The sequence below is a fragment of the Enterobacter cloacae complex sp. SHL012 genome (assembly GCF_049237505.1).
Taxonomy (GTDB): Bacteria; Pseudomonadota; Gammaproteobacteria; order Enterobacterales; family Enterobacteriaceae; genus Enterobacter; species Enterobacter kobei.
Window position 1 is genome coordinate 124,824 of sequence record NZ_JBMKIZ010000004.1, and the last position, 20,931, is coordinate 145,754.

General features: G+C 55.4%; 19 protein-coding genes. All 19 read right to left on the reverse strand.

Annotated features, from left to right (window positions below; translation table 11 throughout):
- Positions 1 to 18: 18 nt before the first annotated feature.
- The 19 genes from secM to ilvN all read right to left on the reverse strand — a co-directional run bounded on the left by secM (position 19) and on the right by ilvN (position 20,931).
- Positions 19 to 522, reverse strand: a complete 504-nt coding sequence (gene secM / locus ACOTY9_RS15110; RefSeq protein ID WP_014882549.1) for a secA translation cis-regulator SecM — start codon at positions 520 to 522, stop codon at positions 19 to 21.
- 279 nt (positions 523 to 801) lie between these two features.
- On the reverse strand, positions 802 to 1,719 hold the full coding sequence (gene lpxC / locus ACOTY9_RS15115; protein ID WP_348565778.1) for a UDP-3-O-acyl-N-acetylglucosamine deacetylase: 918 nt from the start codon (positions 1,717 to 1,719) through the stop codon (positions 802 to 804).
- Positions 1,720 to 1,820: 101 nt separating this feature from the next.
- Positions 1,821 to 2,972, reverse strand: coding sequence for a cell division protein FtsZ (gene ftsZ, locus ACOTY9_RS15120; RefSeq protein WP_008501978.1), 1,152 nt, complete (start codon positions 2,970 to 2,972; stop codon positions 1,821 to 1,823).
- 63 nt (positions 2,973 to 3,035) lie between these two features.
- Complete coding sequence (gene ftsA / locus ACOTY9_RS15125) at positions 3,036 to 4,292, reverse strand: cell division protein FtsA (RefSeq protein ID WP_006173845.1); 1,257 nt, start codon at positions 4,290 to 4,292, stop codon at positions 3,036 to 3,038.
- Positions 4,289 to 5,131, reverse strand: coding sequence for a cell division protein FtsQ (gene ftsQ / locus ACOTY9_RS15130; protein WP_014882547.1), 843 nt, complete (start codon positions 5,129 to 5,131; stop codon positions 4,289 to 4,291). The genes ftsA and ftsQ overlap by 4 nt, the downstream gene beginning before the upstream one ends.
- A 1-nt stretch (position 5,132) precedes the next feature.
- Positions 5,133 to 6,053: a D-alanine--D-alanine ligase gene (locus tag ACOTY9_RS15135; protein ID WP_045134573.1), complete on the reverse strand. Its 921-nt coding sequence runs from the start codon at positions 6,051 to 6,053 to the stop codon at positions 5,133 to 5,135.
- A complete protein-coding gene (gene murC / locus ACOTY9_RS15140; RefSeq protein WP_014882545.1) occupies positions 6,046 to 7,521 on the reverse strand; it encodes a UDP-N-acetylmuramate--L-alanine ligase in 1,476 nt (491 codons plus the stop codon). The genes ACOTY9_RS15135 and murC overlap by 8 nt, the downstream gene beginning before the upstream one ends.
- Before the next feature lie 56 nt (positions 7,522 to 7,577).
- Positions 7,578 to 8,642 carry an undecaprenyldiphospho-muramoylpentapeptide beta-N-acetylglucosaminyltransferase gene (murG, locus tag ACOTY9_RS15145; protein WP_014882544.1) on the reverse strand — a complete coding sequence of 355 codons (1,065 nt, stop codon included), beginning with the start codon at positions 8,640 to 8,642 and terminating at the stop codon, positions 7,578 to 7,580.
- On the reverse strand, positions 8,639 to 9,883 hold the full coding sequence (gene ftsW, locus ACOTY9_RS15150) for a cell division protein FtsW (RefSeq protein ID WP_014882543.1): 1,245 nt from the start codon (positions 9,881 to 9,883) through the stop codon (positions 8,639 to 8,641). The genes murG and ftsW overlap by 4 nt, the downstream gene beginning before the upstream one ends.
- Positions 9,883 to 11,199 (reverse strand): UDP-N-acetylmuramoyl-L-alanine--D-glutamate ligase, encoded by a 1,317-nt coding sequence (gene murD / locus ACOTY9_RS15155; RefSeq protein WP_023332082.1) that lies wholly within the window; start codon positions 11,197 to 11,199, stop codon positions 9,883 to 9,885. Before murD ends, ftsW begins: the two co-directional genes overlap by 1 nt.
- 2 nt (positions 11,200 to 11,201) lie before the next feature.
- A complete protein-coding gene (gene mraY / locus ACOTY9_RS15160) occupies positions 11,202 to 12,284 on the reverse strand; it encodes a phospho-N-acetylmuramoyl-pentapeptide-transferase (protein ID WP_008501985.1) in 1,083 nt (360 codons plus the stop codon).
- Entirely contained in the window at positions 12,278 to 13,636 is a 1,359-nt protein-coding gene (gene murF / locus ACOTY9_RS15165) for a UDP-N-acetylmuramoyl-tripeptide--D-alanyl-D-alanine ligase (protein ID WP_071922592.1), read from the reverse strand. Before murF ends, mraY begins: the two co-directional genes overlap by 7 nt.
- Positions 13,633 to 15,120 carry a UDP-N-acetylmuramoyl-L-alanyl-D-glutamate--2,6-diaminopimelate ligase gene (murE, locus tag ACOTY9_RS15170; protein ID WP_014882540.1) on the reverse strand — a complete coding sequence of 496 codons (1,488 nt, stop codon included), beginning with the start codon at positions 15,118 to 15,120 and terminating at the stop codon, positions 13,633 to 13,635. The genes murF and murE overlap by 4 nt, the downstream gene beginning before the upstream one ends.
- Positions 15,107 to 16,873, reverse strand: coding sequence for a peptidoglycan glycosyltransferase FtsI (locus tag ACOTY9_RS15175; protein WP_014882539.1), 1,767 nt, complete (start codon positions 16,871 to 16,873; stop codon positions 15,107 to 15,109). Before ACOTY9_RS15175 ends, murE begins: the two co-directional genes overlap by 14 nt.
- Before the next feature lie 15 nt (positions 16,874 to 16,888).
- On the reverse strand, positions 16,889 to 17,254 hold the full coding sequence (gene ftsL, locus ACOTY9_RS15180; RefSeq protein WP_014068894.1) for a cell division protein FtsL: 366 nt from the start codon (positions 17,252 to 17,254) through the stop codon (positions 16,889 to 16,891).
- Positions 17,251 to 18,192 (reverse strand): 16S rRNA (cytosine(1402)-N(4))-methyltransferase RsmH, encoded by a 942-nt coding sequence (gene rsmH / locus ACOTY9_RS15185; protein WP_014882538.1) that lies wholly within the window; start codon positions 18,190 to 18,192, stop codon positions 17,251 to 17,253. Before rsmH ends, ftsL begins: the two co-directional genes overlap by 4 nt.
- Before the next feature lie 2 nt (positions 18,193 to 18,194).
- A complete protein-coding gene (mraZ, locus tag ACOTY9_RS15190; RefSeq protein ID WP_014882537.1) occupies positions 18,195 to 18,653 on the reverse strand; it encodes a division/cell wall cluster transcriptional repressor MraZ in 459 nt (152 codons plus the stop codon).
- Between the two features lie 598 nt (positions 18,654 to 19,251).
- Positions 19,252 to 20,259, reverse strand: a complete 1,008-nt coding sequence (gene cra / locus ACOTY9_RS15195; RefSeq protein ID WP_014168621.1) for a catabolite repressor/activator — start codon at positions 20,257 to 20,259, stop codon at positions 19,252 to 19,254.
- A 180-nt stretch (positions 20,260 to 20,439) separates the two neighbouring features.
- Positions 20,440 to 20,931, reverse strand: a complete 492-nt coding sequence (gene ilvN, locus ACOTY9_RS15200) for an acetolactate synthase small subunit (RefSeq protein ID WP_014882536.1) — start codon at positions 20,929 to 20,931, stop codon at positions 20,440 to 20,442.

The following is a 20,931-nucleotide window of genomic DNA, read 5'->3' on the forward strand; positions in this document are numbered from 1 at the left end:
GGTATTGAAAAAGTTAATTTAGCTGAGGCGTTGCGGCCCGGCGCGGATGCCGTGGGCCTGGCTAATCCAGGTTGATACAGAGAATGAGACTGACGGAGTGAGCACAGTTTGCGCCGTCTGGCGAACCATAACCGGCGGCTGGCCGTCCTGCGTGAGCAACGCGTTGAGCGTATCCAGCAGGGCAAGGTGCTGTGCCTGTACCGGCAACGTCTCTTCGGCAACAGGCATTGTCTGCGGCGCCATCGCAAATGACAGATGACGAATGACCGTGCGGATAGCGTGCTGGTGCCAGTAATCAACGGAGAAATTCGGGCGACGACTGGCTTCAAGCCACGCGAGGTTAGTAAAGTTAACCCGCGTGTTGAGATCGTGTTTGGTTGTGGAGGTTTTCGCTGGCGTCGCCGCTTCGGCACTGTTGCTGAGCGCAGGCAAGCCGAGACTCGCCGCGACCATCCCCAATAAGAGATGCGGCCAGAAGTATCGTCTGCCAAATTGTCGCCAGCGCGTCAGTATTCCGCTCACTTGCTCCACCACATAAGCCCGCCAGTTACAGGCTAAATTCAGTTATTTTTTTTAAGCGCCCAGATATTACCACTAATGCCGCTACACAACAGCAGGAATGAGGCATCGTTGCAGGGAAAAACGGTCAAGAATGCAGCTAACGCACACATTTTCTGCGCAAGACAAACAAGAGAGAATGCTGAGGCAAACGAAGACGGGTAAAAATAAAAACGACTGGTCTTCCTGGTCGGAGAGAGTACCAGGTTAACCAGTCGATTTTTTACGAAACGGTGTGAACCGTTAAGCCAGAACCGTGCTTGGTGCTTTGAAGGCCAGCGGCAGTTCCGCTTCGTCTTCAAAGGTCACATATTCCCAGGCTTCCTGTTTTGCCAGGACTGCCTGCAACAGTTTGTTGTTCAGTGCATGACCGGATTTAAACGCGGTGAATGCACCAATGATGTTATGACCACACATAAACAGGTCGCCGATCGCATCCAGCATTTTGTGACGCACGAATTCGTCTTCAAAACGCAGGCCGTCTTCGTTCAGTACGCGATAATCGTCAACAACGATGGCACAATCGAAGCTGCCGCCCAGGCATAAGCCGCGGGACTGCAGATATTCGATATCACGCATGAAGCCAAACGTACGTGCGCGGCTAATCTGGCGCATAAACGCATCAGCAGAGAAGTTCATCGCATAGCGTTGGGTGCTGGCATCAATCGCCGGATGGTTAAAGTCGATGGTAAAGTCCAACGAGAAACCATTGTACGGTTTGAATTCAGCCCACTTGTCGCCATCTTCGACACGAACGGTCTCTTTGATGCGAACAAATTTCTTCGCGCAGTTCAGTTCTTCGATGCCGGCATCCAGCAACAGATAAACGAACGGAGCAGCACTGCCATCCATAATCGGGATTTCTGGCGCATCGACTTCAACCAGAATGTTGTCGATACCCAGACCCGCCAGGGCGGCGTTCAAGTGCTCTACGGTAGAAATCCGCACGTCATGCTCGTTCACCAGACAAGTACAGAGCATAGTATCACGCACAGATTTGGCATCGGCCGGAAAATCTACCGGTGGATTCAAGTCGGTGCGACGATAGATGACCCCGGTATTGGCCGGCGCAGGGCGTAACGTCAGTGTGACTTTCTTGCCGGTATGTAAACCGACACCCGTCGCCTGAACGATACGTTTAAGTGTCCTTTGTTTGATCATCGTATAATCTCGCCAAATTAACTATCCAACCGAAAGTGTATATCACTAACGGTGGGCCAGTTTAGCACAAAGAGCGCAAATCCCCAAATTCCAGCCAATTCTTAGTCAGCTTGCTTACGCAGGAACGCCGGGATATCCAGATAATCTGGCTCTTTCGCCGTTTGCGGCGTTGGGTCGTTCACCACTTTCGCGGCCGGTTTCTGCTCTTGAGTCAGAGGAGACATACCGTGCTGCTGGTAACGATCCATTACCGGTTGCTGAGTCTGTTTGTTGGTCACCAGGGTGATCTCAGGACGCTTGTCCATACCGATACCGGTGGCAACAACAGTTACACGCAGCTCGTCGTTCATTTCCGGGTCGAGAGACGTACCAATTACCACGGTGGCATTGTCAGAGGCGAACGCACGGATAGTGTTACCCACGGTTTCGAACTCATCCAGACGCAGGTCAAAGCCAGCGGTAATGTTGACCAGCACGCCGCGCGCACCAGACAGGTCGATATCTTCCAGCAGTGGAGAAGAGATAGCCATTTCAGCCGCTTCTTCTGCACGGTCTTCACCGCTTGCCACGCCAGAGCCCATCATCGCGTAGCCCATTTCGGACATCACGGTACGAACGTCTGCAAAGTCAACGTTCATCAGGCCAGGACGGGTAATCAGTTCGGCGATACCCTGAACCGCGCCTTTCAGCACGTCGTTTGCCGCGCCAAAAGCGTCCAGCAGGGAGATACCGCGACCCAGAACTTTCAACAGTTTGTCGTTCGGGATGGTGATCAGTGAGTCCACATGCTTGGACAGTTCGGTGATACCCTGCTCCGCGAAAGCCATACGCTTCTTGCCTTCAAAGTTGAAAGGCTTGGTCACGACAGCAACGGTCAGGATACCTAAATCTTTAGCGACTTCTGCGACAACAGGTGCTGCACCGGTACCCGTACCGCCGCCCATACCTGCTGCGATGAAGACCATGTCCGCACCTTCCAGTGCAGCACGCAGGGCTTCACGATCTTCTTCAGCCGCGTTGCGACCGACTTCCGGGTTTGCCCCAGCGCCCAGCCCTTTGGTGATGCCACCGCCGATCTGGATAGTCTGGCCAACTGCTGTTTTACGCAGTGCCTGCGCATCGGTGTTAACTGCAAAGAATTCAACACCTTCAATGCGTTCACGCACCATATGCTCTACGGCGTTACCGCCGCCGCCACCGACGCCGATGACTTTAATCACCGCGTCGTTGGTCAGTTCCATAGGTTCAAACATAATTTCTCTCTCCGTTGTGCCTGTCGCCCGAGACCGCTAATTCTCTCCGGTCTCTTAAAAAAATTAAAACTCTTTTCGCAGCCAGTTGTTCAGTCGTTTGACCCACGACCCCACTGAAACGCGTTTTTCCACTTCTGCTTCACCACTGAGATGAGATTCCTTCCCGTAGTGGAGCAGGCCCACAGCCGTCGAATAGTACGGCTCCTGAGCATAATCCGTTAAACCGGTAATATTCAGCGGCGCACCAATACGCACCTGCGTATGGAACACGCGCTGAGCGCAGGCCGCAAGACCTTCAATTTGCGCTGCCCCGCCGGTTAATACAATCCCCGCCGCGAGATGATGTTTCACACCTTGCTGACGAAGCTGTTCCTGTAACTGTAAAATCTCTTCGTTGACCAGGTTGAGCAGCTCGGTATAACGCGGCTCAATCACCTCTGCCAGCGTCTGACGTTGCAGGCTGCGCGGCGGACGACCGCCCACGCTCGGCACTTCAACGCTCTCATCTTTGCCAACAATTGAACCCAGCGCACAGCCGTGGCGCACTTTAATCGCTTCTGCATCGCTCGGTGGCGTACCAAAAGCGTATGCGATATCGCTGGTCACAACGTTCCCGGCATAAGGGATCACTTTGGTGTGGCGCAGCGCACCGCCTGTATAGACAGCCATGTCCATTGTACCACCACCAATATCGACCACACAGACACCGAGTTCACGTTCGTCTTCGGTCAACACGGAATAACTTGCCGCCAGACCGGCGAAAATAAGTTGGTCAACTTTCAGGCCACAACGTTCAACGGCTTTTACAATGTTCTTCGCCATATCGTTGTGACATGTGATCAGGTGCACTTTTGCCTGCATACGCACGCCAGACAGACCGACCGGGTTTTTGATCCCTTCCTGATAGTCGATCGCATATTCCTGCGGGATCACGTGCAGTACACGATGTTCATCGCGCACGCGCACGGACTTCGCCGTATGCACCACGTTTTCAACGTCTTCCTGCGTCACTTCTTCTTCGGAAATCGGCACCATACCGATTTCGTTCTGGCAGCTGATGTGCTTGCCAGAAAGGGCCAGATAGACAGAAGAAATCTGGCAATCCGCCATTAATTCAGCCTGATCGATGGCGCGCTGCACGCATTTCACCACCGACTCAAGGTCATTTACCCCACCTTTATCCATACCACGGGACGGGCAACTGCCCACGCCAATGATATTGACCATACCGTCGGGCAGAACTTCCCCTACTAAAGCGGCAACCTTAGCGGTGCCAATCTCCAGTCCAACTACCAGTTTTCTGTCCGTCGCCTTGATCATTGTTGTTCTGCCTGTACCTGTGCCTGATTCTGTTGCTGATTAGGTTCCTCGACCGGAGCCGGCTCCCAACCGACTGCTGCGCCTGAGTCATAGCGCAAATCAACGTAGCTTATCCGTTTGCCGTCCGTCTGCGCCTGCTGCTGTAAAACCGGGTAAAGTTCTACAAAACGCGCCAGACGTTTCATTGTGTCGCCGCGCCCCAGGTTGAGCTTAATGCCGTTCGTCAACGTCAGCTGCCAGGAGCGGCGCGCCGTCATTGCAGCATCTTTTAACGTAAACCTGTCCTTCGCCAGCACCTGACCCATTTCACGAAAACCCTGCAAGACTTCGTTTTCGCTACCTTCGGGGCCATACAACATCGGTAAATTTTGCTTGTTGACACGATCGGATGGGACGCTGAAGGAATTTCCGTCTACGTCAACCATGTGCTGATCATTCCAACGCGCAATGGGCACATATTCAACCAGATGAATCTTCAATTCATCAGGCCATTGCTTTCTGACACTCGCCTGTTTTATCCAGGGCAGACGTTCAATCTGACTCTGAATAATATTGACGTCCTGAGTCATAAAGGTGCCGGGCGATCCCAGCGCCAGAATTGACTGGCGAATATCATCGTTACGCGTGTAGTGACGCTCGCCGGTCACCACCAGCTTTGACAGAGGCAACCGCTGCGCATCTTCCATCCAGCCCAGCACCATCCAGCCGCTGATAAACACGGTGCACAGCACCCCGAGCAGGAAAATAATCCCTGCAAGACGCGTTCCATTACTCCGGCGTGAAGAAGCATATTCTTCTTCGTCATCGCGGTTGCGCGTGTTCAATGCAGCCTGAGACATATCAGCCCGCCTGGTCCAGAATACGTACGACTAACTGAGAGAAGCTCATTCCTGCCTGACGCGCAGCCATCGGCACAAGGCTATGGCTGGTCATTCCCGGAGAGGTATTGGCTTCCAGCAGGTAAAATTGCCCGTCACGGTCCTGCATCACATCAATGCGTCCCCAGCCGCGACACCCGAGAATATTCCAGGCTTTAAGCACCAGGGACTGTAAATCCGCTTCACGCTCAGCTTCCAGACCACAAGGGCAGAAATATTGCGTCTCATCAGAGAGATACTTCGCCTCATAATCATAGAAGACTCCGGCGGGTTGGATGCGAATTGACGGTAAAATTTCTTCGCCAAGCATCGCGACGGTAAATTCCGGCCCGCTGAGCCATTTTTCAATCAGAACTTCTTCATCGTGTTGAAATGCCAATGCTAAAGCCGACGCTAAATCTTCAGCTTTATCGACTTTTGACATTCCTACGCTCGACCCTTCCCGGCTCGGCTTTACAATAACCGGTAAGCCCAGTGCCGCAATGCGTGTATTAACGCTGTCAGACAGGCCCAATTCAAATTCGCGACGCGTCAGCGCCACCCACGGTGCAACCGGTAGCCCCGCGCCCTGCCACAGTAACTTACTGCGCAGTTTATCCATAGAGATGGCAGACGCCATCACGCCGCTGCCGGTGTACGGCATGCCGATCAACTCCAGAAGCCCCTGCAGGGTTCCGTCTTCTCCGCCACGGCCATGTAATGCGATAAAGACTTTATCGAAGCCCATTGCTTTTAACTGCGTGACGTCGACCTCTTTTGGATCGACCAGGTGCGCATTGACGCCCCCTTCACGCAGACCCGCCAGTACGGCAGCGCCGGAATTCAGAGAAACCTCGCGCTCGGCGGACGTGCCGCCAGACAGGACAGCAATCTTATCAGCCATGATGCTCATCCTCCTGAGTTTGCGGCTTCAGTTTGATTTCAGCTAAGGTACGGGCGATTTTGCCGATATTTCCCGCACCCTGGATCAGAATCAGATCGTTACCGGTCAGCACCGGTGCCAGAATTTCCGCCACCTGTACCGGGTCAGAAACCAAAATAGGGTCAACTTTACCGCGTCCGCGAATCGTGCGACACAAAGAACGACTGTCAGCCCCCGGAATCGGAGTTTCGCCCGCTGCATAAACATCCAGCATCAGCAGCGTATCCACCTGCGACAGTACGCTGGCGAAATCGTCATACAGATCGCGGGTGCGCGTATAGCGGTGCGGCTGGAAGATCATGACCAGATTTTTTTCAGGCCAGCCAGCGCGTGCAGCTTTGATGGTCGCGTCCACTTCGGTTGGATGGTGGCCGTAGTCATCCACCAGCATAGCGGTGCCGGCTTTACCGTTTACTGCCTCCAGCGGGAATTCACCGAGGAAATCGAAACGACGTCCAGTGCCCTGGAAGCTTTCCAGGGCGCGCAGGATCGCTTCATCATCGATGCCTTCTTCTGTCGCCACCGCCACCGCCGCTGCGGCGTTGAGGGCGTTATGACGCCCTGGCGCATTCAGCGTAACGTGCAGCAGCTCTTTGTCCTGACGCGCCAGCGTGAAATGCCCCTGCGCACCAACCTGTTTGTACTCTTCCACGCGAACGTCAGCATCCTCACTGAAGCCATAAGTGGTGATTTGACGCCCCACACGCGGCAGCAGTTCGCGGATGACCGGGTCATCCACACACATCACCGCGCGGCCATAAAACGGCAGGTTGTGCAGGAAGTTGATAAAGGTCTGCTTTAAATTCTCAAAGTCGCCCTGGTAGGTATCCATATGGTCGGCTTCGATATTGGTGACAATCGCCACCATCGGCTGCAGATGCAGGAACGACGCATCGCTCTCATCTGCTTCCGCAATCAGGTAACGGCTGTGACCCAGACGCGCGTGCACGCCTGCGGCTTTGACCAGACCGCCATTGACGAACGTCGGGTCGAGACCCGCTTCGGCATAAATACTGGAAACCATCGCAGTCGTCGTGGTTTTACCGTGGGTCCCGGCAATCGCGATGCCGTGACGAAAACGCATCAGTTCCGCCAACATTTCAGCACGGCGGATCACCGGAATGCGCGCTTCATGCGCGGCAACGATTTCCGGGTTGTCAGAGGAGATAGCGCTCGATACCACCACCACGCTTGCATCGCGCACGTTTTCAGGGCGATGGTTGAAATAGATAGTCGCCCCAAGCGACGCCAGTTGCTGCGTAACAGGGTTTGGCGCCAGGTCAGACCCGCTGATCTGATAACCTTCGTTAGCTAACACTTCGGCAATACCGCCCATGCCAGCACCACCGATGCCAACAAAGTGAATGTGCCGGACGCGACGCATCTCGGGCACGATTGAACGCAGTTTTGCCAGTTGTTGTGTATTCATTCTCTAAACGCCATCGACTACTTAAAATTCGTGCAGCGCAACACGCGCTGCGAGGGTTAAGCCTGGGCTGCCAGGCTCACTTCTTTTGCCACCCGTTCAGTCGCATCCGGGATTGCCACCGCGCGCGCGCGTTGTGCCATCTCCAGCAATGCATCTCTGTTCCAGCCCGCCAGGGTAGTGGCGACCGCGTCGGCGGTAAATTGTGGCTGTTCAAATATCTTCGCCGCACCGGCTTTCTCAAGCGGCAGCGCGTTCCAGTACTGCTGTCGGTCTTTGTGCTGGAACGGGACAAACACCGCGGGCAAACCGGCGGCAGCGATTTCGCTTACCGTCAGTGCGCCAGAGCGGCAAACCACGACATCGGCCCAGGCATAGGCTGCAGCCATATCGTCAATAAATTCGGTCACTTTGTGCTGCGGCTGGCCTTCAGCGGCGTAAGCCTGCTCAACGGTCTGTTGCGCGCCTTTCCCGCTTTGATGCCAGATGGTCACGGCATCACCCAGCTTTGCAGCCACCTGCGGCATCGTCTGGTTTAAAATGCGTGCCCCTTGAGAGCCGCCCACAACCAGAACGCGTACCGGTCCTTCACGCCCCGTCAGGCGGGTGTCCGGCAGCGGCAGCGCCAGCACATCCACACGCACCGGGTTACCCACCACGTCCGCTTTCGGGAACGCACCGGGAAACGCCTGCATAACTTTGGTGGCGATTTTCGCCAGCCACTTGTTGGTCAGACCGGCAATACCGTTCTGCTCATGCAGTACGACGGGAATACCTAGTGACCACGCAGCCAACCCGCCTGGGCCAGAGACGTAGCCACCCATGCCCAGTACCACATCAGGCTTAAAACGCTTCATGATGGTGCGTGCCTGACGCCAGGCGTTAAAAATACGCACCGGAGACAGCAGCAGCGCCTTAAGACCTTTGCCACGAAGGCCGGAAATACGAATAAAGTCGATCTCAATACCGTGCTTCGGTACCAGGTCGGCTTCCATGCGGTCTGCGGTTCCCAGCCAGCGTACCTGCCAGCCCTGCTCCATTAAATGGTGCGCAACCGCCAGCCCCGGGAACACATGTCCGCCGGTACCGCCTGCCATCACCATTAACCGCTTCGGTTGATTCATCGTGAACCTCGTGTAAACGCCTGGGCTTTCTCCAGACGCGTCTCATAATCTATGCGTAACAAAAACATAATGGCCGTCGACATGATCAACAGGCTCGAACCACCATAACTGATCAACGGCAACGTCAGACCTTTGGTCGGCAGCATACCCGCTGCGGCGCCGACGTTAACCAGTGCCTGGAAGCTAAACCAGATCCCAATTGAACAGGCTAAGAAACCTGAGAAGCGGTGATCGATCTCCAGCGCTTTTCGGCCAATCGACATGGCGCGGAAAGCGACGAAGAATACCATTAATAGCGCCAATACCACACCGATATAACCCAGTTCTTCCCCAATAATGGAGAAGATGAAGTCAGTGTGCGCTTCCGGTAAATACTCCAGTTTCTGGACCGAGTTACCCAGCCCTTGCCCCCAAACCTCACCGCGACCAAACGCCATCAGCGACTGCGTCAGCTGATAACCACTGCCGAACGGATCTTCCCATGGGTTCCAGAACGAGGTCACACGGCGGATACGGTAAGGCTCGGCGAGGATCAGCAGCACTACCGCTGAAATCCCCATTCCGATGATGGCGATGAACTGCCACAGCTTGGCCCCTGCCAGGAACAGCATCGCCAGCGTCGTGACAAACAGCACCACCACGGTACCGAGGTCAGGCTGCGCCAGCAGCAGGATCGCGAGCACCAGAATCACGCCCATCGGTTTTAAGAAGCCGCGAAGGTTATTACGCACTTCGTCGACCTTACGCACCAGGTAGTTCGCCAGGTAGCAAAACAGCGAAAGCTTGGTGAATTCCGCCGGCTGAATACGCAGCGGGCCAAACGCAATCCAGCGCGATGCCCCGTTAACGGAGCTCCCGACAACCAGTACGATCAGCAGCATGATAATTGACGCAATCAGCATCGCCGTACTGTGCCGCTGCCAGAACGCCATCGGCAGACGAAGCGTCACCAGCGCCAGACAGAACGCCAGAATGATGTACAGCCCGTCACGCTTGGCGAACAGGAAAGGATCGTTAGCCAGACGCTGTCCGACGGGCATCGAGGCCGAGGTCACCATGATAAAGCCGATCGCCGCCAGCCCCAGCGTAAGCCAGAACAGGGTGCGGTCGTACATAATCAGGCTATCGGAGTCTTTTTCCCGCGAAGCCATCACCCAGCCTTTCAGTGCCGCAAACAGCCACACCAGAATTCCAAATCCTGGCAGGCGCGGCATTTTCAGGCGAGGGAGAGATAAACGCATCAGCCTAACTCCTTCGCCAGGCGAGTAAAGATATCGCCACGCTGTTCGAAATTCTTAAACTGATCGAGGCTCGCGCACGCTGGAGAGAGCAGCACCATATCTCCCGGCTTCACGCGCGGGGCGATCAGCCGCATCGCCTGTTCCATCGTTTCAGTTTGCTCGGCAATCTCCGGGCGTAATTCAGCCAGCTCGCTGCCGTCACGACCGAAACAGTACAGGCGGATGTTATCGCCTGAAAGGTACGGCTTCAGGGAGGAGAAATCAGCGGATTTGCCGTCACCGCCCAACAGCAGATGCAGTGTACCGTCAACATGCAGACCGTTCAGCGCGGCCTCCGTACTTCCCACGTTGGTGGCTTTGGAGTCGTTAATCCAGCGCACGCCGTTGTGCTCCAGCGCCAGCTGGAAACGGTGCGCCAGACCGGAAAACGTGGTTAACGCTTTCAGGCTGGAAGAGCGCGGCAGGCCAACAGCATCCGCCAGCGCCAGTGCTGCCAGAGCATTTGTGTAGTTATGCTGGCCGGAGAGCTTCATCTCTTTCACGTTCAGCACTTTCTCACCTTTCACGCGCAGCCAGGTTTCACCCAACTGACGGTTCAGATGATAATCCCCCATGGTGATACCGAAGCTAATGCAGCGATCGTCCGCGCCGCGCACCGGCATGGTCAGCGCATCATCGGCGTTAACCACGCAGACTTTGGCATTTTCATACACGCGCAGCTTGGCGGCGCGGTACTGCTGAAGACCAAATGGATACCTGTCCATATGATCTTCGGTCACGTTAAGGATCGTCGCGGCAGCTGCGCGCAGGCTGGAGGTGGTTTCCAGCTGGAAGCTGGAAAGCTCAAGGACATACAGCTCGCAGCCTTTGTCCAGCAGCATCAGTGCGGGCAGACCGATATTACCGCCCACGCCGACGTTCATGCCTGCGGCTTTCGCCATTTCGCCCACCAGAGTGGTGACGGTGCTTTTACCATTAGAACCGGTAATCGCAATAACGGGCGCCTGCACTTCACGGCAGAACAGCTCGATATCACCGACAATCTCCACCCCCGCATCAGCCGCAGCGCTGAGTGAAGGGTGCGCCAGCGCCATCCCCGGGCTGGCGACAATCAGATCGGCGGCCAGCAGCCAGTCATCATTCAGACCACCAAGGTGGCGTTCAACCTGTTCCGGCAGCTTGTCCAGACCCGGCGGAGAGACACGCGTATCCATCACGCGCGGCGTCACGCCACGCGCAAGGAAAAAGTCCACGCAGGAAAGGCCGGTAAGGCCCAACCCGATGATAACGACTTTTTTACCCTGGTAATCTGCCATGATTAACGTACCTTCAGCGTTGCCAGGCCAATCAGCACCAGCATCAGCGAAATAATCCAGAAGCGCACAATCACGCGCGGCTCCGGCCAGCCTTTCAGTTCATAGTGGTGGTGAATTGGCGCCATACGGAAGATGCGCTGACCGCGCAGCTTGAAGGAGCCGACCTGCAAAATCACCGACAGGGTCTCGACCACAAACACACCGCCCATGATCACCAGCAGGAACTCCTGACGCAGCAGCACGGCGATGATGCCCAGCGCGCCGCCCAGCGCCAGAGAACCGACGTCGCCCATAAAGACCTGCGCCGGATAGGTGTTGAACCACAGGAAGCCCAGCCCCGCGCCGACAATCGCCGTACAGACGATCACCAGCTCACCCGCGTGTCGCAGATAAGGGATGTGCAGGTAGTTAGCAAAGTTCATGTTACCGGTCGCCCACGCCACCAGTGCAAAACCGGCCGCCACAAAGACGGTTGGCATAATGGCCAGACCATCCAGGCCATCGGTCAGGTTGACGGCGTTGCCGGTGCCGACAATCACAAAGTAGGCCAGCAGGATATAGAACAGCCCCAGCTGCGGCATGACGTCTTTAAAGAACGGCACCACCAGCTCGGTCGCGGGCGTGTCTTTTCCTGCCAGGTAGAGCGCGAAGGCCACACCAAGCGCGATCACCGACATCCAGAAGTACTTCCAGCGGGCAATCAGGCCTTTAGTATCTTTGCGAACGACTTTGCGGTAATCATCCACAAAACCAATGATCCCATAGCCCACCAGCACGGTAAGCACGCACCAGACGTATGGGTTAGACGGATACGCCCACAGCAGTACGGAGACAACGATTGCAGTCAGGATCATAATCCCGCCCATGGTCGGCGTACCGCGTTTACTGAAGTGCGACTCAGGACCGTCGTTACGCACCACCTGGCCGAAAGAGAGTTTTTGCAGACGGGCAATCATGCGCGGGCCCATCCACAATGAGATGAACAGCGCAGTCAGCAGGCTGACGATGGCACGAAACGTCAGATAGGAAAAGACGTTAAAGCCTGAATAATATTTGACCAAATGTTCGGCCAGCCAAACTAGCATGTCCCGTTCTCCTGTAATGCGTGCACAACCTCTTCCATGGCGGCACTACGTGAACCTTTCACTAACACAGTCACAATTTGTTTTTCTGTAATCAACGCCTTCAGGCGCTCAATCAACGCAGCTTTATCGGCAAAATGTTCGCCAACGCCGCTGGCACGGCTAATCGCCTCGCTCAGTTTTCCTGCGCTCAGCACACAGTCCAGCCCTGACGCTTTCGCCGCTTCCCCGACCTGGATATGACAGGCTTCGCTTTCGTCGCCCAGCTCGGCCATATCGCCGACCACCATGACGCGGTAGCCTGGCATTTCAGATAACACCTGCACCGCCGCCGTCATTGAGCCAACGTTCGCGTTATAAGAGTCATCCAGCAGCAGCTTGTTTTCCGTAAGCGGGATCGGGAACAGGCGTCCCGGCACGGCTTTTAACGTTGCCAGCCCGGTTTTAATCGCCTCATGCGACGCGCCCACGGCCGTCGACAACGCCGCAGCCGCAAGCGCATTGGCGATGTTATGGCGACCCGGCAGCGGTAACAGCACGTCTACGTCACCCGTTGGGGTCGTGAGCGTGAACTCTGTACCGTGCGACGTCACATGAATATTGGTCGCGGTAAAATCACTGTTGGCCGCATTCGGCGAGAAGCGCCAGGTTTTACGCGAACCGATGATGTTCTGCCAGTTCAGCCAGTCGTTGTTGTCGGCATTGAGAATGGCAATACCGTCAGCGGGCAGACCGGTGTAGATCTCGCCTTTCGCTTTCGCCACGCCTTCCAGCGAGCCAAAGCCTTCCAGATGTGCCGCCGCCAGGTTATTCACCAGCGCCGCTTCCGGGCGCGTCAGGCTCACGGTCCAGGCGATTTCCCCCTGGTGGTTTGCCCCTAACTCGATCACCGCAAATTCGTGCTCGTTGGTCAGGCGAAGTAATGTCATCGGCACGCCGATGTCATTATTGAGGTTGCCCGCGGTATAAAGTGTATTGCCGCACTGGCTGAGGATCGCCGCCGTCATCTCTTTCACTGACGTTTTGCCTGATGATCCGGTTAGCGCGACAACGCGAGCTGGCACCTGCTGACGAACCCAGGCGGCCAGTTCACCGAAGGCGAGACGCGTATCTTTCACTACAATTTGCGGCAGTTCGATATCGAGTTTACGGCTGACCAGCAGCGCGCCAGCGCCGTTTTCTTTAGCCTGCCCGGCAAAATCATGCGCGTCAAAACGCTCGCCTTTCAGCGCCACAAACAGACAACCCGCGGTCACTTTGCGGGTGTCGGTGGTTACCGCGTCAATGGTCAGATCTGGACCCAACAGTTCGCCGTGCAGTACCGCAGCGGCCCGGCTTAAGGTGATGCTAATCATGCGACGACTCCCAGCAGACGCGCTGCCGTTACGCGGTCGGAGTAGTCCAGACGACGATTGCCAACAATCTGATAATCTTCGTGGCCTTTACCTGCCAGCAGAACCACATCATTTTCTTTGGCCTGCATGATGGTGTTGGTCACGGCTTCCGCACGGCCCTCCACCACGCGGGCGCGACCGGCGTCCAGCATGCCCGCCAGAATGTCGTTGATGATGGCGCGCGGCTCTTCCGTACGCGGGTTGTCATCGGTCACTACCGGAATATCCGCGAACTGTTCCGCAATGGCGCCCATCAGTGGACGTTTGCCTTTATCGCGATCGCCGCCGCAGCCAAAGACGCACCACAGTTTACCGGTACAGTGCAGGCGGGCCGCTTCCAGCGCTTTTTCCAGCGCATCCGGCGTGTGGGCATAATCGACAACCACGGTCGGTTTGCCCGGCGCGCTAAACACTTCCATACGACCGCAAACAGGCTGCAGACGTGCCGAGGTCTTCAGCAGTTCAGCCATTGGGTAGCCCAGCGCCAGCAGCGTCGCCAGCGCCAGCAGCAGATTGCTGACGTTAAATGCGCCCATCAGGCGACTTTCAATTTCACCTTCGCCCCATGAAGAGGCAAAGCGGATCGTCGCCCCGCTGTCGTGATAGTTAACGTCAACGGCCTTCAGCCAGCGGCCGTGGCAGTTGGGATTGATATGGTCTTCCATCGACACCGCAACCGCGTCTGGCAGCTTCGCAAGCCAGCGGCGACCGACTTCATCATCGGCGTTGATGATGGCTTGTCCGTAATGGTGAGTCGAGAACAGCAGCCATTTCGCGGCTTCGTAATGCTCCATATCACCATGATAATCAAGATGATCGCGACTCAGGTTGGTAAACACAGAGGCGGCAAACTTCAGCGCCGCAACACGATGCTGTACCAGACCGTGCGAAGAAACTTCCATCGCAGCAAAGGTTGCCCCCTGCCCTGCCAGACCGGCAAGAACATGCTGTACGTCAACTGCCGAGCCGGTGGTGTTTTCCGTTGGGCTAACTTTGCCCAGCAGGCCGTTACCCACGGTGCCCATTACCGCGCCGGTTTCACCCAGCAACTGGGCCCATTGCGCCATCAGCTGCGTGGTGGTGGTTTTTCCGTTCGTGCCCGTCACGCCAACCAGACGCAGCTGGTCGGAAGGTTCGTGATAAAAACGTCCTGCCAGAGCAGAGAGACGTTCATTCAACTGGCTGAGATAGATAACCGGCACACCGTGCATTTCACGGATCTCACCGTCGGTTGCCTCATCTTTGGCCTCAGCAATAATGGCAGCAACACCTTGCGCAATCGCCTGCGGGATATAACGACGCCCGTCCGCCTGATGACCGACCACCGCCACAAAAAGATCGCCAGAAGCCGCAACGCGGCTGTCCAGTACCATCTCTCGCAGTGCTCGCTCCGGTGCATTTGGCACCCACGGAGCGAGAAGGTCGCGCAAATTACGATCTGCCACCTGTACCCTCGCCTTGATTAATTACAAATTCACTTTTTTCGCCCGTCGCCAGCGCATCCGGTTCAATATTCATGGTACGTAACACGCCGCCCATGATAGCTCCGAACACAGGCGCGGAGACGGCGCCGCCGTAGTATTTACCCGCCTGTGGATCGTTTATGACGACCACCAGCGCAAAACGCGGATTGCTTGCAGGCGCTACGCCTGCGGTATAGGCAATGTATTTGTTGATGTAGCGGCCGTCTGGCCCCACCTTTTTCGCTGTACCGGTTTTAATGGCAATGCGATAGCCTTTGATCGCCGCCTTCACGCCGCCGCCGCCGGGCAGCGCCACGCTTTCCATCATGTGCACAACGGTACGAACGATGGATTCCGGGAAGATACGCTCGCCCGGAACCGGTGGATCAACTTTGGTAATCGACAGCGGGCGATAGACGCCATAGCTGCCAATCGTTGCGTAGACTCGCGCTAACTGTAACGGAGTTACCATTAGCCCATAGCCGAAAGAGAAGGTGGCCCTCTCTATGTCAGACCACCGTTGTTTTTGAGGATATAAGCCACTGCGTTCTCCGACCAACCCCAAATTGGTCGCCTTTCCCAGTCCAAAACGTGAGTAAGTCTCTACTAACGCTGAGGACGGCATCGCTAACGCCAGCTTTGAAACACCGACGTTACTCGACTTCTGTAACACCCCGGTCAGGGTCAATTCGCTGTAGCGCGCCACGTCTTTAATCTCGTGGCCGTTGATACGGTAAGGGATCGTGTTCAGAACCGTGTTTTCATTGACGATGCCGCGCTGAAGCGCCGTCATCACCACCATCGGTTTCACCGTGGAGCCAGGTTCGAACACGTCGGTAATTGCCCGGTTACGCATCGCATCTTTTGCGGTACCGGTAAAGTTATTCGGGTTGTAGGACGGACTGTTAGCCATCGCCAGCACTTCGCCGGTGCTGACATCAACCAGCACGGCACTGCCAGACTCCGCTTTGTTGAACGCTACGGCGTTGTTCAGCTCGCGATAAACCAGCGCCTGCAAGCGCTCGTCGATACTCAGTGCCAGGTTGTGTGCCGCCTGGCTGTCCGTAGAGGAAATATCTTCGATGACGCGCCCATAGCGGTCTTTACGCACAATGCGCTCGCCCGGCTGGCCGGTGAGCCACTTATCGAAGCTTTTTTCAACGCCCTCAATCCCCTGGCTATCGACGTTAGTGAAGCCGATGAGGTGAGCGGTTACTTCGCCGGACGGATAATAACGACGGGATTCCTCACGCAGATGAATGCCCGGCAGCTTCAGTTTACGAATGTAGTCCGCCATGTCAGGGTTAACCTGACGCGCCAGATAGATAAAACGCCCTTTCGGGTTGGCGTTAACGCGGGAAGCCAGCTGATCCAGCGGCATTTTCAGGGCATCTGACAGCGCTTTCCAGCGGTTGTCCAGCGTAATGCCACCGGCGTCGTGCAGCTCTTTCGGGTCGGCCCAAATCGCTTTTACCGGCACACTCACGGCCAGCGGGCGACCAGAACGGTCAGTGATCATCCCACGTGATGTCGACACTTCCTGCACACGTAGAGAGCGCATATCACCCTGACGTACCAGCATGTCAGGGGCGATGATTTGCAACCACGCCACACGTCCCAGCAGGAAACCCAGCGCCAGTAAAATGCAGCCGCAAAGCAACGCAAAACGCCAACTGACAAAGTTGGCCTGTTCTTCCTGACGTTTTGGTTTTAGCGTTTTTGCCGCTGCTTTCATGCGTCGCGTTTTCCCTTATTTTTGTACTACGATATTTTCCTGGGAAGGATCAACATGCTGCAGTTGCAGCTTTTCCGTTGCGATCCGTTCAACCCGGCTGTGATCGCCGAGCGCGTTTTCTTCAAGGATCAGATTTCGCCATTCAATATCCAGCGCATCGCGTTCCAGTACCATCTGCTCGCGTTGCGCAGTCAATAAACGTGTATGGTGGGCTGTGGTGACCACCGTGACTGCCGTAACAATGATGCAAATGAACAGGCAGAGTGGCAGTTTCCCGAACCGCAAAAGATCGTCGCCGATCACGCCAGGCAAGGCATGGCGCTCGTTGCTTCCTAACGATCCCTTAACTTTGCTTAGGGTTTCTGTCACTCTGCTGATCATGCGTTCGTCCTCTCTGCAACTCGCAGCACTGAACTACGGGCGCGTGGATTCTCTGCCACCTCTTCTTCGCCCGGCATCAACTTGCCTAATGCTCGCAACTGACGACCACCCAGCTTCCTGAGTTGTTCTTCCGTCATCGGCAACCCCGCAGGAACCTGAGGACCGCGGCTTTGCTCACGCATAAAGCGCTTCACAATGCGGTCTTCCAGCGAATGGAAGCTGATGATGGATAACCGCCCACCCGGGGCCAGTACGTCGAGCGAGCTTTTTAGCGCCAGCTCTATTTCCTCCAGTTCACTGTTTACCCAGATGCGCACCGCCTGGAAGGTACGGGTCGCGGGATGTTTGTGCTTATCCTTCACCGGCGTCGCCGCCGCGATCACTTCGGCCAGCTCTTTGGTACGGGTCATGGGCTCAACGCGGTTGCGCTCAACGATGGCGCGCGCAATGCGCTTGCCAAAACGTTCTTCGCCAAAGGTTTTGATCACCCATGCAATATCCGCTTCGTCAGCGGTCTGCAGCCATTCGGCAGCAGACTGGCCGCGCGTCGGGTCCATACGCATATCCAGCGGACCATCACGCATAAAGGAGAAACCGCGTTCAGCATCATCAAGCTGTGGTGAAGAGACGCCAAGATCGAGAAGAATCCCGTCGATCTTGCCCGTCAGGCCGCGCTCGGCAACGTAATCGGCGAGCGCAGAGAAAGGTCCATGCACGATGGAAAAGCGAGGGTCATTGATGGTCTGTGCAACGGCAATCGCCTGCGGATCGCGATCAATTGCCAGCAGACGTCCTTCCTCTCCAAGCTGGGAGAGAATCAAACGCGAGTGACCACCGCGACCAAACGTACCATCAATGTAGATGCCATCCGGACGAATATTCAGGCCGTTCACGGCCTCATCCAGTAACACCGTTTTGTGTTTATAATTTTCCATCATATTTATAGAGACAAGTCCTGCAGCCGTTCCGATAAAGTTGCGGAATCGGACTGCTCAGCGTCGATATCTTCCTTGACCTGTTGATACCAGGTCGTTTCATCCCACAGTTCAAACTTGTTGAACTGCCCGACCAGCATCACTTCTTTAGTCAGACCGGCATGTTGCCGCAGCACAGGCGCAATCAGTAATCGCCCGGCGCTATCCATCTGACACTCACTGGCATGTCCCAATAACAGCCGCTGTACGCGGCGCTCTTGCGGGTTCATGCTCGACAGTCGCGACAGCTTTTGCTCAATAATTTCCCATTCGGGTAAGGGGTAAAGCAGCAGGCAGGGGGAGTTGATGTCAATGGTGCAAACCATTTGACCCGAAGCGTTCTCAATCAGCTGGTCGCGGTATCGGGTTGGCACCGATAAACGCCCTTTGCTGTCGAGATTGACTAACGTAGCTCCACGGAACATGCCAGTCTCACCCCTCCTCACCACTTTAACCCACAAATTCCCACCTAAAGGAGTTTACGGAGCGAGGGAAAAGCTTGTCAAGCCAGGACTCTCCCTATAAGGACCCGAAAGCCCTCTATTTACAGAGATAAACAGACCTGACTAATAACTGAACAACTGGCGAGGCAAAATTAACGTTATGAATATTTGTAAGAAAAAAACCGAATATGCACACTAGCGTTAAAGCTCACTCAATATCATCGCAGATAAATATAAAGTGTCAGTTTGCGACGCGGGCAGCATTTTATGACAGATTCTCAGGGGATAACAGCGCCAGATTCATTCAGACGCGTGGTTAAGGCGGCCGTTGCCACGCTGGCTGGTCAGGGTCCAGGAAAAACGTCTGAATATTCATCGACCGAAGCCGGTTTGTAACAAAATAATACAAAGATAGCGGTTTAAAATCGCTTTCAGGCTCCTTAAAGGGCAGTTTAAAAGCCAAAATGAATTAAGAAAATGAGGAGATTATGATCCTGCAGGAATTATCCTAATTTCATTGCGGGAATTAACTCAGCGAATTATTCCCGCAATAAGGGGCCGTTTTCACCGCCCCGTCATTTCATTTATGGCGGCTAAGAATTCCGCGATGATAGAGATTACGTTTGATACGTGTCAGACCCGGCTTCGGTTTTCTCGGCTCATCCAGGCTCGCCAGAACAATCTCCAGTACGCGTTCAGCCACATCACGGTGACGCTGTGCCACGGCCAGCACCGGACACTGCAGGAAGTCGAGCAGCTCGTTATCCCCGAAAGTGGCAATAGCCAGGTCGGAGGGAAGCTTACCTTCACGGCGCAGGGTCACATCCATCACCCCCTGCAAGAGTGCAAAGGATGTCGTGAACAGCGCCTGGGGCATCGGGTGCGTTTCCAGCCATTTCTCAAAGAGCTGCGCAGCGGCTTCACGTTCATAGCTATTGGCGTAGAGATAGTGAACTTCACGCGGATCGTCTTTCCAGGCGGTTCGGAACCCCTGTTCACGCAGGAAGCTCACTGAAAGTTCAGGCAATGCGCCAAGATAGAGTACCGTTTCAGCAGGGAAGGTTCTCAGCTCCGCGGCAAGCATTTCCGCATCATCCTGGTCGGCACCCACTACGCTGGTGAAATGCTCGCGATCGAGCGCACGATCCAGCGCAACGATAGGGAAAGGATCGTTCGCCCAGCGCTGGTAGAATGGATGCTCTGGCGGTAAGGAGGTCGATACAATGATGGCATCCACCTGGCGCTGGAGCAGATGTTCAATGCAGCGCATCTCGTTGTCCGGCTGATCTTCAGAACAGGCAATCAGCAACTGGTAGCCGCGCTGGCGAGCCTGACGCTCAAGATAGTTGGCGATACGGGTATAGCTGGTATTTTCCAGATCGGGGATCACCAGACCAATCGATCGGGTGCGCCCGGCGCGCAGGCCGGCAGCGACAGCATTCGGATGGTAGTTATGCTCACGAACCACCGCCATAACTTTTTCAACGGTTTTATCGCTGACACGGTACTGCTTTGCTTTACCGTTAATCACATAGCTGGCCGTTGTTCGTGACACGCCGGCTAGCCGGGCGATTTCATCCAGTTTCACAATTGCCCCTTAAAAAAAGTAAAGAGTCCATGGCCCTGTCAAGGTTATGGTTAAATCTTTTAACATCTAAACGCAGAAAAGCCTTCGCGGCAACCGCTTTTATCTGCGTTATTGGCTGATTACGCAAAAAAAAAGCCCGGCTTTGGTGACCGGGCAGAAAGAGGCGAACCTTTTTGACAACTAACGCATGATTTTCTCGCCGCGTGACAGACCCACAACGCCCGATCTGGCCACTTCAACAATTTTTGCTACATCCCGCACGGACGCCAGAAAAGCGTCCAGCTTGTCACTGGTCCCGACCAGTTGAACCGTATAAAGAGAAGGCGTGACGTCAATGATCTGCCCGCGGAAAATATCCGCATTGCGTTTGACCTCTTCTCGCCCGTAGCCGCTGGCCTGAATTTTTACCAGCATCACCTCACGCTCAACGTAAGCCCCCTGCCCCAGCTCGCTCACGCGCAGGACATCAACCAGTTTATGCAGCTGTTTCTCAATCTGCTCAAGCACTTTGGCATCACCAACGGTCTGAATCGTCATACGCGACAGCGTCGGGTCGTCCGTGGGGGCAACGGTCAGGCTTTCTATGTTATAGCCGCGCTGCGCGAAAAGCCCAATGACGCGCGACAGTGCGCCAGACTCGTTTTCCAGCAATACAGATAATATCCGGCGCAT